Below are 12,149 nucleotides of genomic sequence, written 5' to 3'. Positions count from 1 at the left end.
ATCAAACGGAGATTATCATGGGTTTTAAATGCGGTATCGTAGGCCTCCCCAACGTGGGCAAGTCCACCATCTTTAACGCCATCACCAACGCCGGCGCCGAAGCGGCCAACTACCCCTTCTGCACCATTGAACCGAACGTGGGCATGGTGAGCGTGCCTGACAGCCGCCTCGACGAGCTGGTCAAGGTCTACAATCCGAAATCCATCGTCCCCGCCGTTACAGAATTTGTGGATATTGCAGGTCTTGTAAAGGGTGCCGCCCAGGGCGAAGGCCTCGGCAACCAGTTCCTGACTCACATCCGTGAATGCGAAGCCATCATGGAAGTCATCCGCTGCTTCGACGACGAAAACATCGTGCACGTGCACGGTTCCGTTGACCCGGTCCGCGACGTGGAAATCATCGAAACCGAACTGATTTTGAAGGACCTCGACTCTGTCGAAAAGCGCCTCGCTACCGAAGCCAAGGCCGCCCGCATGGGTGGTGCCGAAGCCAAGGCCCGCCTCGCCGCTTGCGAAAAGCTCCGCGACGCCTTCCAGGAAGGCAAGGCCGCCCGCACCGTGATGCACGACAGCGAAGAAATGGAACTGATCGTAAAGGACTTGGCCCTGTTGACTGCAAAGCCGCTCTTCTACTGCGCAAACGTCAAGGAAGACGATATCTTGACCGGTAACGCCTATGTGGAAAAGCTCAAGGAATACGCAGCCGCAAACGGTCACGAAGTCATCATGATCAGCGGCAAGATCGAAGAAGAACTTTCTGCCATGGAACCCGACGAGAAGGCCGAATTCCTCAAGGAACTCGGCATGAAGGAATCGGGCCTCGACGCCGTGGTGCGCAAGGGTTATGAAATCCTCGGACTCCGCACCTTCTTTACCGCCGGCGAAAAGGAATGCCGCGCCTGGACGTTCCACGCAGGCTACAAGGCCCCGCAGTGCGCAGGCGTGATTCACACCGACTTCGAACGCGGCTTCATTCGCGCCGAAACATTGAGCTACGAAGACTTCCTGAAGCACGGCAGCTGGAACGCCGCCAAGGAAGCAGGCCTCGTCCGCACCGAAGGCAAGGACTACGTGGTACAGGATGGCGACATCATGTACTTCCTGTTCAACGTGTAATCGCGGCTACACCAATTAAGTTACAATTATAAAACGAGCTCGCCTTATTGGCGAGCTTTTTCATTTAAGCCCTTGAGGGGCCAGGATGACGTAGCGTCAAACTTCTACGATTTCTTCTTTGCGGCGCGCTTCGCCTTGATTTCGTCCACAATCGGGCGGATGATACTTGCGAGGTTCATCGCGGTTCCAATCAGAATCATGAACGACGCCGCTTGGATTCCGGGGCCGGGTTCCACCTTCAAAAGAGGAATCCCCATGCTCGCATTAACTTGTCCTAGCTGAGCCAGGAAAAACCACATTGCGACCATCGTAATCATCCCCATGGCGATTGATCCGAGCGGCGTAAACAGGGCGAAGACCGCCGCGATTACAGTGCCGATCAACACTGCATAAAGCGCCGAGACAGGTTCCATTTTCGGGAAATGGGGCATAGCGTCCTTGAATTTTTCCAGAGCTGCCGGATTGCCGGACTGCATTTTATGGAGAATGCCCAACGCAGGTTCCTTCAAAGCGGTTTCCAGATTCAAACCAGAAGCAAGTTCATACAGGTTCGGCTCGGCAACGACCTTTTCATCGTTACAAGAAACATTGGCTAACGGCATCAACAGAGCCAAAAGGACCAGCAAATAGGGAATTGCCGTCAACTTCTTGAAAAGACTCATTTCGCGTTTTCCTGTAGGTATATCGTTTTTAGCAATATCAGCCATTACTTCTGCTGTCCCTCAAAGATGTTACGCGGGAAGGCGCAACGGAAACCAAGCCTGTCGGACCAGTAGCGCGGATCTTCATCGTCGCTTTCAGTCAGGTTCAAGTCATCTTCCTTGTCTTTCCAGGAGCCGCCCTTATAGACCTTGGACGAACCGAAGAAGGAACCCGTCGGGTTAGAGGATTCTACCCAGACAGAGAACATGAAGTAGGAGTCCTGGGTCCATTCGGCCACATTACCCGACATATCGAAAATACCCCAGGCGTTGGACTTCTTGCTGCTGACCGGTTGCGGGCCATACGCAGGATTTTTCTTGCCCAAGCTAAAAGAATTCGCCTTGTAAATGGCATAAAGTCCCGGGTTCGGATCTTCGTCCAGGTTCCACAAGGCGCCTTCGTTGTTATCGGCACGGCCGGCAAATTCCCATTGGGCTTCAGTCGGCAAGTCACCACCAATAGCCTTGCAGAACGCACGGGCATCGCTCCACGTAATATTGTGCACCGGAATACGGGCCCCCTTGAAAGTGGAGCGGTCCTTCACCTGTTTCGTCGAATCCAGATGAGACATGACATCCTTGAAGTACTGTTGCGTCACTTCGGTCGTCTGAATACCAAAGCCGGACATCGCCACGACCTTACCCTTGTAACGGAACGAACCGGAATCAATCAGGGCGACATTGCCGTGCATCTTGTCGCGAATCACGCGAGGGACACGCAAAGCCATATCAAGAACAAGACCGTCGTCTTCCTGCGGCTTGACCTTTTCAGGAGTTTCAGTGAGCAGGTGCGGTTTTTCTTCGACTGGACGGTTCAGCCATTCCTGGACTTCCTGATGATCAAAGATGTAACCCGGCAATTCAAAGGCACCGCGGCAGGGAACCTTCGCATTGTTTATGGAGAGTTCAAGTTTCACATAACGGTAATGGTGACGGCCGACCAAGTCGGCGCCGTTATAAAGCCACACCGGTTTGTTGTTCTCGAGGCTAATGAACGCGCGCACGGCAACACCCGAAGAAAGGAGCGCGTAGAGAGAATCCGCCGTGTATCCCTTGGCGTTACCGCTCCAGGACACATCAAAGCGTTCACCCTGCTTGCCGAATACCAGACGGATGGCCTTGAGTTTACAAACCTTGGCAGGAGCAGGTTCAGCCGCAGCCGGGGCAGGAGCCTGCTTGGAGGAATCCACCGCAGCAGAATCTGCCGCAGCCGGCGCACTCTTCGTCGCAGAAGAGTCTGTCACCACAGAGGAATCCGCCGCATGGGCAGTAGAATCAGTCTGAGCCGTAGTATCGGCCTTCACAGAATCAGCTTTAACAGCAGAATCAACGGGAGCCGGAGCCAGTTCCTCGGGGCAAGTCTCGTCTTCATAAACAGGTTCAATCTTTGTCGGGACCAGCGAAACCTGCAACGGAAGACTCTGCAAGCTATCCAGCTTATGGCGCAGGGCCCTGTTTATGATGCTTGCGGAACCCATCTTGTTCATGCGCCACATCAACAGGGATTCTTCGCGCTTATTGTTGTAGCGGTTGCGATACTTGATATAGACGCTGTCATCCGCAGCAACACCCAAAGAAAGGGGCTTACGCAGCGACGGATAGTTTTTTCCGAAATCATTGGTATCAACCTTGGGAATCGAACTCTGGATTTCCTTGGAAAGGATATCGAACAGGGATTCAGTTTCTTCCAGGGTTTTCGCGTTGGCAACAGCCTCCATGGTCACCGAAGTCGTCACCTTCACCTTGGAAACCGTATCGGCAACCACCATTTGCGGTTGGAGTTTGACTTCGGAATCCTCTACGGAAACGGCATCGACATACGGAAGGTAATTAGGAGCCTCGAAAATGAAGGCGTACATTCCATGGGACAGAGGGTAAATGCGCGGCGGGACATTCTTCATACGGGCAGAAATGGATGTCACCTGCAAATTGGGAACCGGAGATTCAATCGTCAAGATACCGGGGCGACTCGTTTCCTGCAGCACCTGCCACTGGCCGTTCTTCTTGAAAAAGAGCTTGGGAACACGCGGAGAATAGATATAGTCCTTGTCGAAATAGATATCGGCTTCGTCCTGGAACGCTCTAGAATTCTGCGTCGCATAGAAACGCATCAGCATTACTTCGGCTGGTTTCAGGTAGTTATCTGCCATACTGAACGCATGGAGTTTTTCGAAGTTTTCAACATTGACCGGACCGGAGAACCAGAGGTATTCCTTCGGGCCCTTCTTATGACGCAGGAACATGATACTCGGCTTAAGCGGAACCATGGGAGGTTCCGAGAGGATCATATTGCCTTCCTTGATAATCGCCATATTGGCAATCGGCTGAAGGGAAACGCCTTCCTTGAACATCACCGGGGCGACCCTAAAGTTCTTGTCGCTGTCAGCCAGCGCAAGAATCGGGAGCAACAGCAAGAACGGAAGCAATCGTTTTAAGGACATATCAACTCCTATATTCAAATCCGCCAGAACACACAAAATGTTCCATTTTTCTCACATAAAGATAACATTTTTGCTAAAAAGACTCAATCATTCACCCCCATTTTGAGCAAATAACCGCCTTCGGAGCCCCCAACCGGGCCTAATTCCACCTTCCAATCCGAAAGCCGGATAATGTCCGGATGGTGTTCGATGACAATGACCGTATCGCCGCGGGCAGAAAGCTTGCGAAGCATGTTCCAGAGAATTTGAATATCCTTAAGGTGGAGGCCGGTAGTCGGCTCGTCGAGCAGGTAGACCATTTCCTGGGCAGGTTTGCGGGCAAGTTCCGCCGCCAATTTGAGGCGTTGGGATTCGCCGCCGCTGAGGGTCGTTACAGACTGGCCAAGTTTTACGTACGGGAGGCCCACATCGCGCAGGCATTCCAGTTTCGGAAGGATTTTCGGCTGGTCCTTGAAGAATTCGCAGGCTTCGGCGACGCGCATGTCGAGCACATCGGCGATATTTTTACCCTTGAAGGTGACGGTGAGAGTCTCCTGATTGTAGCGCTTGCCGCCGCAGACATCGCAGACTTCCCACACGTCCGAAAGGAAGTGCATTTCGACCGAAATGGCGCCGCGGCCTTCACAGGCCTCGCAGCGGCCGCGAGCCAAGTTGTAGCTGAAGCGGCCATAGTCGAAGCCCTTCAACTTGGCTTGCGGCAGTTTGGCGAAAAGCCTACGGATTTCGTCAAACACGCCCGTAAAACTGGCGGGCGTGCTGCGAGGAGTCCCTGAAATCGGGCTCTGGTCCACCAGCAAGACTTCACCGTTCTGCTTCTTGCGACCGCGGGCCTGGAATTTCTTCTTGAGGCGCGGGTAGATTTCGTCCATGACCATGGAGCTCTTGCCCGAGCCAGATACACCGCAGACAACGCTAATCGCGCCCTTCGGGAACTTTACAGACAAATTCTTCAAGTTGTTGTGCTTGAGCTTTTCGAACTCGTAGAATTCCGTAGAATCGGTAATGGGCTTTGCCGCAATCTCGTTCGCCATCGGGATGGTATGCGTGAGGTACTTGACCGTTTCGCTGCGCGGGAACTGCTGCAAGGCATACGGCTTGGAGAGTTGCTCCGGAGAGCCCTCGGCGACGACTTCACCGCCGAACTCGCCCGCCGCGGGGCCCATATCGATAATATGGTCCGCCGCCTGCATCATCTTCATGTCATGTTCCACAACGACAAGCGTATTACCGAGGTCGCGCAGGCGGTAAAGCGTATCGAGCAGCATGGCAGTATCGCTTTCGTGCAGGCCCACCGTGGGTTCGTCAAGCACGTAAAGTACGCCTTCGAGGCCGCTACCAATCTGGCTTGCAAGGCGAATACGTTGCGATTCTCCACCGCTGAGCGTGTCGCCCGCGCGGTCGAGGCCAATATAGCCGAGCCCCACGCCCTTCAAGAAGTTGAGACGCCCCACAATTTCGCGGAGCAAGGGTTCCGCGACCGTCATCTTGCCATCGGGATTTTTGTCTTTTCCGAAATTGTCGCGTTTGAAGTTTTCGTTGCTGAACCATTCGAGCGCCTGGGCGATGCTCATGTGGTTCACATCCATAATGTTCTTGTCGCCGATGCGGACCGCCAGATATTCCGGTTTCAAACGTTCGCCGTGGCAATCGGGGCAGACTTCGCCATCTTTAAAGTGGCCAAGGCCAAGGCAGGTTTCGCAGGCACCCCAGTGCGTGTTGAAACTGAAGTGTTTCGGGTTCAGCGCCGAATCCATGTACCAGCCGCAATCGGGGCAGCCCGGCTTTTCGGAGCAGGCCAAGCGACCGCCCTTCTCGTCTTCCACATACAGAATTCCGTTGCCATCGCGGTAGCCGCGTTCAAAGGCTTCTACCAGGCGGGCACGATTTTCTTCCTTGACCACCACCGTATCGACGACAGCGAACAACTGCTTTTCGCGGGTCGGGATTTTCGGCAGCGGGAGTTCCACCAGCTTATCGCCGAGGTAAACCTTGCGGTAGCCCTTCTCAGTGAGGATTTTCGAAAGTTTGAGCACATCCTTGATTTCGAACGGAGCAAGCACCGTGACTTTCTTATTCAAGTCGCGGTCGTAGGCGTATTGCATCAGGTCGCCCGCGCTGTACGAAGACACAGGCTTCCCGCATTTCAAGCAATGCGGGGTGCCGACCCTCGCCCAGAAAATGCGGAAGTAGTCATAGATTTCGGTGAGGGTCGCCACCGTAGAGCGCGGGCTCTTGCTCGCACTCTTCTGGTCAATCGCAATCGCAGGTGCGAGGCCCGAAATGGAATCGATGCTCCCGTGGTCGGGGCGACCCAAGAAGCGGCGGGCATACGTGCTCAACGTCTCTACAAAGCGGCGCTGGCCTTCGCTAAAGAGCGTATGAAACGCGAGGCTCGACTTGCCGGAGCCCGAAACGCCCGTCACGACCGTGAGCTTGTGGCGCGGAATCGTCACGTCGATGTTCTTGAGGTTGTGCTTGCGGGCGCCATGCACCTCGATATCCAGCGACAAGTCTTCGCCGCCCTTGAGCGTGCGGTCAAAATGATGGTTTTCGCCGTGCTTTTTCGCAAGCACCGGCGCGAGGTACTTACCCGTCTCGGACTTCTTGCTCTTCGCAATCTGTTCCGGCGTACCTGTCGCAATCACTCGCCCGCCGTGGATGCCTGCATCCGGACCCAAGTCGATAATCCAGTCGGCACACTTGATCACGTCCAGGTTATGTTCGATAATCACGACGCTGTTGCCGAGACTGCGCAAGCGATTCAGGCAATCCATCAGCTTGCGGATATCTTCGAAATGCAAGCCCGTCGTCGGTTCGTCGAGCAGGTAAAGCGTCTTGCCTGTACCCGGGCGACGCAGTTCAGAAGCAATTTTAATGCGCTGCGCTTCACCGCCGCTGAGCGTTGTCGAAGGCTGGCCCAAAGTAAGGTAGCCGAGGCCCACTTCCACAAGCAAGTTCAGCGGTTCTGCAATTTTCGGAATGTCCTTGAAGAATTCCGCCGCATCGGCAATGCTCATATCGAGAATTTCGGAGACGTTCTTGCCCTTGAAATACACTTCACGGGTGGCATCGTTAAAGCGCTTGCCGCCGCAAACTTCGCAAGTCACCTGCACGCTGGGCAGAATGTGCATGTCCACAATTTTCACGCCCGCGCCTTCGCAGGCATCGCAGCGGCCGCCCTTCACGTTAAAACTGAATCGGCTCTTGCTGTAACCGCGAATTTTGCTTTCTTCCATGCTGGCGAAAAGGTCGCGGATATCGTCCCAAATTTTGGTGTACGTCGCCGGGTTGCTTCGCGGCGTGCGGCCAATCGGCGTCTGGTCGATTTCAATTACCTTGTCGATATTCTCGAGACCTTCCAGGTGGTCAAACTTGCCGACCGGTTCTTCGGAGTTATAGAACACGCGGGCCAGTTCGCGGCGTAGAATCTGGTTAATCAGCGTACTCTTGCCGGAGCCCGAAACGCCCGTCACCACCGTGAGCGCGCCATCGAGCGGGATTTCCACATCGATGTTCTTCAGGTTGTTTTCGGCGGCACCGCAAATCTTGAGTTTCGGCGTATTCTTGTCAATCTTCTTGCGCTTTTCGGGAATTTCAATGGCCTTGCGGCCGCTCAAGTACGCGCCCGTCAGCGACGCCTTGTTCTTCTCGAGTTCCTCGACAGTTCCCGCCGCAATTACGCGACCGCCTTCCACGCCGGCACCCGGCCCCACGTCAATCACGCAGTCCGCATGGCGCATGGTATCTTCGTCGTGTTCCACGATAATCAGAGAGTTGCCCTGCGCGCGCAAATGTTCCAGCATCCCGAGCAGTTTATCGTTATCGCGGGGGTGGAGTCCGATACTCGGCTCGTCAAGCACGTAAAGCACGCCCTGCAGGCCGGCGCCCACGGCACTTGCAAGCCTGATTCGCTGCGCTTCACCGCCCGAAAGCGTGGACGCCTTGCGGTTGATGGTCAGGTAACCCAGCCCCACCGCATTGAGGAACGAAAGTCGCCCGCGAATCTCTTTCAGAATCTCCTTGCCGATTCGCTTTTCCTTTTCGGACAAGTCTATCTTATTGAAAAATTCCACCGACTTCTCGACGGACCATTCCGTCATCTCGGTCAAATTCACGCCATGGAACGTGACCGCATTCGCCGTGCGGTTGATTCGCGTGCCGTGGCATTCAGGGCAAACGCCAATCTGCATGTACTTGCGGAAATGGTATATGTGCCACATGTCCCACAGTTCTTCCATGATGGGCATGATTCCCCGTTCGCTCCCGCTGGGCGTGCCGTACAGCACGGCATCCTGTTGCGCCTTCTTGAGCTTGTTCCACGGCGTATCCAGCGAAAAATGCATCTCGTTTGCAATGTTACGCAGGTTGCGGCGCCCGAAGTCGCTGAAAATCAGCGTCCCGTCGTCCTTCTTGATGGTGGCGATGCAACCGTCCTTAATCGATTTCGTCTTATCCGGGATAATCAAGTCCAGGTCGAACTTGTAGCTTTCGCCCATACCCTTACAGGCGGGGCAGCGTCCCTTCGGGTCGTTAAAGCTGAAGAACCGCGGTTCCAGTTCCGGAATAGAGATGCCGCACTTAGGGCAAGCGAGCAGCGTTCCCTGCAAGCGATATTCTTCCTTGGCCGACGCATTTCCAGACTGCGACGCATCCCCCGCACCTGCGGAACTAGCCGCAGCAAGCAAGAAACTCACCAGTTTTCCGTCGGTCAGTTTCAGCGCGCCTTCCAGCGCCTCGCGCAGGCGGCTCATATTCTTGCGTTCCAGCGTCAGGCGGTCAATCACCGCTTCAATCGTGTGCTTCTCGTAACGCACCAGCGCCGGGACATCTTCCAGGCGATAAATCGTGCCGTCCACGCGGGCACGCACAAATCCGTTTTCCTTGAGTTCGGCCAGTTCCTTGCGGTATTCGCCCTTGCGCTCCTGCACAATCGGCGCCATCACCGTAATCTGCTTGCCCTCGTCACTCACATACAAATTATCGACAATCTGATCCACCGTCTGCGCCTGGATCACGCGCCCGCAATCGGGGCAATGCGGCACGCCGAGGCGCGCAAACAGCAAGCGGTAATGGTCCAAGATTTCCACCACCGTACCCACCGTCGAACGCGGGTTTCGGTTCACCGTCTTCTGGTCAATCGAAATCGTCGGAGAAATGCCGCGCACGCTCTCCACCTCGGGGTGCTTCATGCGGCCAATGAACTGACGCGCATACGCCGAGAGCGACTCCACGAAGCGCCTCTGGCCTTCCTGGAACACCGTATCGAAGGCAAGGCTCGACTTGCCCGAACCGGAAACGCCGGTCACCACCACGATGGAATCGCGGGGAATAGAAAGGTTCACATGGCGTAAATTGTGCTCGTGCGCATCGCGGATTTCAATAGATTTTGTCATGCCACTCAATATAGAAAAAGACGGCCCTGCCGTCTAATTTTTAGTGAACATTTGTGTAGAAATATATCAGGCTCTGCTAGGCCAATCCGTACACTTAGCCCTGGCAAGCAAACATTCCTTATTTCGTAAGCCTCTTCCAGGCTGTTTATTCGCTGCGTAACCGTAGTTTTTAGGCTATTTCGGCCGGTTCCGACTTCGCAATGTTTCCGTAGCTACACGATTTGATGGGACAGAGCCTATTGGCGCAAGTCCGCACGGTACCATTCGCCGTAGGGGCCGTTCTCTCTGCCGGGGGGCACTCCGTTCTCGTCGCATGTCCAAGGAGTGTTTTCGAAGAAGTCTCCATCTGCAGATGTCATCGCATATTCATCGAATTCGCCTGTGCAGTCTTTTATAAGGAAGATTTGCACGAAGTCATCACCTTTTTTGCAGTCTCCGTCGGCGAAGATAAGCGCGTATTTGACGTATTCATATTCGATATGCGTCAGAATTATGGCTAAGAATTGGGACCCTGAGATGGCGACAGTGTAGATATCGCAATGCTCGGAATTGAAATTTTCTCCGGTAATGGCCGTTGTCATCGGGAAGTACTTGGCAACTTCGGCGGGTGAGGGTTCCCTGATGGTGAGCCAGCTCGTTGAGGTCGTGTCAAGGGTTACTTCGCTTGTCGGCAGAATGCGGTAGGCGAGTATGAGACTGTCGAACGAAATTCCTTCGGATACATCCGCGAATTGCTCCGCATATTTTTCCAGAGTGAAGGCTGCTGTATCGATAGGTTCTCCCTTGTTGCTTGTGTCGAGGTGGTCAATGGGGTTGTGCCCGGGAGCCCAGTAATCTTCGATGGGGTCAAAGTCCGAAACGTCAAGCTTGCCGGTGTTAATGTCGGTGCAGACGCTTTCGGATTTCTTTACGAAGTCCTGGATAAAGCGGTTCGTGTCGAGAGCTGTCGTGGAATCCCGTTTTACATGGCATTTCTTTGTCCCATCAGCTTCGGGTTCAGAGCATTCCAATGTAAGATGGCTTAAATCGGCGCAGAAAGCGTACAAGTCTCCCGTTGAAGTACAGAAACCACTGTAACCGCCATCCACGATGATTTTCGGGTTTGTGTTGCATACATCCTGGAACTCCTGGAGAATGCTGTCGCAGGCGGCTCCGACATTGTGCATTGTCAATGTCTTGAAGATATAGCCGTATCTTGCTTCCATCTTGAACTTGGCATCGAAGGACTGGTCGCCTGCGGAGCAAGTCGCTGACGCTCCATTTTCCTTGTCGTAGAGCATGACATCAAGACAGTCCATGTCGCTGCTTAGGGAAGTCGGTTCTGTCTCGAATGCGGTGAATTTTGAGTAGAAGGAGAAATCTTGGTCTGCACCGCAGAGATAGGTGGCGCTGTCTTGATTTGTGCTGCTGTCTCGGCTTGAGTAACAACGATCCCTGAGTTCGGGAATAACAAGCTCGTTTCCTTCAAGGGTGACAGTGTCGCCATCTGCAGTTGCATTCGGTATGGTCGTAGATCCTGCGGTTGACGGATTGTCCGACGAACAGGCCGCCAAAATGCAAAGGGCGAACACGCCTGCGACATAGAGGTTCTTTTTGTGGTTAAGCATCTTTCACTCCTTCTAACTTATTTGTAAACGGAAAAAGCTGGAAATTCAGCCCGTAAACCTGGTTTAAGTTTTCTGTTTCGTTTGCGATGGCAGCGATTTTCTTGGCGCAGGCGTCGATTTCTGCGACGATGCGCGCGTAGTTCGCTTCGTTCACGCCGATAGTCATCCCGGTGAAGTACCGTTCGCTTGCATTGTAGCGGTCCACCGCACGCACGGCCACGTTGCCCATCTCCTTGTGCATCGCGCGGATGGCAATCGGTTGCGCTTCTGCCGAACCGATAACGGCCTTCTCGGTTTGCGAATAGATTTTCTCGCCGTCCTTCTTCAGGAACCCCGCTTTAACCAAAAAGGCGAGGATGTCGCGGACCTCTTCGGCCGAGACGTATTCCTTGCATTCCTCGGCGATGTCGCGCGGACGTGCCCCCGGCATCATCGGAGCGAGTTCGCGTATCACGGGGTATTTCCAGGATTCATAGTATTGGAAGACATCGCTGTCGACGACGCGCACCTTGTGTTCCGCGGCGATTTTCTCCATTTTTAATAGAGCGTCCTTTTTGTCGATATCCTTGGTCGCCTTGGCCAGAACCACGAGGAGGGAGAAGTATTCCTCTTCGTATCCGGTGAGTCCCATCGCCTTGGAAACCTGTTTCATCTTAACCTTGCTCAACCCACTTTTGCCTTCGCATACCAGTTTAAGGTACGTTGGCGAGGCAAATCCAGCAAGTTTCGAAAATTCCCTCCACGAGAATGCGCCCGTACGCTTGCGCTCATCGTAGAAGTCTTGCATGAACTTGCGGTAGTCTCTGTATTCGGTTATTGATTTCATGTCTATAAATCTACCTAGAAAATGTAAATTGCGCAATAGCCGGAATGATACAAAAGTGCAAAATTT

Annotated in this window: 6 protein-coding genes; 1 reads left to right on the top strand and 5 read right to left on the bottom strand. The window is 53.9% G+C overall.

What is annotated here, in order from left to right; translation table 11 throughout:
• Positions 1-17 precede the first annotated feature (17 nt).
• Complete coding sequence (gene ychF / locus BUA93_RS00945) at positions 18-1,115, top strand: redox-regulated ATPase YchF (RefSeq protein WP_072976638.1); 1,098 nt, start codon at positions 18-20, stop codon at positions 1,113-1,115.
• Positions 1,116-1,219: 104 nt separating this feature from the next.
• Here the strand turns inward: ychF and BUA93_RS00940 are convergent, their stop codons facing one another.
• The 5 genes from BUA93_RS00940 to BUA93_RS00920 form a co-directional block, all read right to left on the bottom strand.
• On the bottom strand, positions 1,220-1,822 hold the full coding sequence (locus BUA93_RS00940; protein ID WP_072976636.1) for a hypothetical protein: 603 nt from the start codon (positions 1,820-1,822) through the stop codon (positions 1,220-1,222).
• Positions 1,822-4,257, bottom strand: a complete 2,436-nt coding sequence (locus BUA93_RS00935; protein WP_083597065.1) for a formylglycine-generating enzyme family protein — start codon at positions 4,255-4,257, stop codon at positions 1,822-1,824. The genes BUA93_RS00940 and BUA93_RS00935 overlap by 1 nt, the downstream gene beginning before the upstream one ends.
• Positions 4,258-4,340: 83 nt before the next feature.
• Positions 4,341-9,650 carry an excinuclease ABC subunit UvrA gene (uvrA, locus tag BUA93_RS00930; RefSeq protein ID WP_072977221.1) on the bottom strand — a complete coding sequence of 1,770 codons (5,310 nt, stop codon included), beginning with the start codon at positions 9,648-9,650 and terminating at the stop codon, positions 4,341-4,343.
• A gap of 236 nt (positions 9,651-9,886) precedes the next feature.
• Positions 9,887-11,257, bottom strand: coding sequence for a hypothetical protein (locus BUA93_RS00925; RefSeq protein WP_072976632.1), 1,371 nt, complete (start codon positions 11,255-11,257; stop codon positions 9,887-9,889).
• The gene (locus tag BUA93_RS00920) at positions 11,250-12,083 is read right to left on the bottom strand and encodes a TIGR02147 family protein (RefSeq protein WP_072976630.1); all 834 of its coding nucleotides are present in this window, start codon (positions 12,081-12,083) and stop codon (positions 11,250-11,252) included. The genes BUA93_RS00925 and BUA93_RS00920 overlap by 8 nt, the downstream gene beginning before the upstream one ends.
• Positions 12,084-12,149 lie beyond the last annotated feature (66 nt).

Source organism: Fibrobacter sp. UWH4 (assembly GCF_900142475.1).
Classification (GTDB): domain Bacteria; phylum Fibrobacterota; class Fibrobacteria; order Fibrobacterales; family Fibrobacteraceae; genus Fibrobacter.
This window is presented reverse-complemented; position numbering and strand designations above follow the sequence as displayed.